1 protein-coding gene is annotated in these 250 nt (G+C 55.2%); it reads left to right on the top strand.

Annotated features, from left to right (window positions below):
* Positions 1-250: hypothetical protein (locus ACY0MJ_RS22460; RefSeq protein ID WP_462640778.1), on the top strand; the 250-nt coding region annotated here is incomplete at both ends.

Here is a 250-nt window from a genome sequence, read left to right as displayed (position 1 = left end):
CCGCAGCACACAGCCTCGCGGTACTGCACAATCTCGGAGTACTGCGCAATCTCTCACTGGTGCGCAACTTCGCGGTGGACAGCCTCGCCGTGGTGGGCAGTCCGGTCGTAACCGGAACTCTTTTCCAGCAGGGGGAAACTCTCAGAACAAGAATTGGGATAAAGATTGGGGAAGAGCCTGGGGTGATGTCAGTGGTGCTAACTATGAAACCCAACCGGAAAATGCTGAGCCAAAAAGCTCTGGCCGATTT

The organism is Ramlibacter sp. bp-362 (assembly GCF_054956735.1).
Note: the sequence above shows the minus strand (reverse complement) of the source record. Positions and strands in the feature narration are given on the sequence as shown.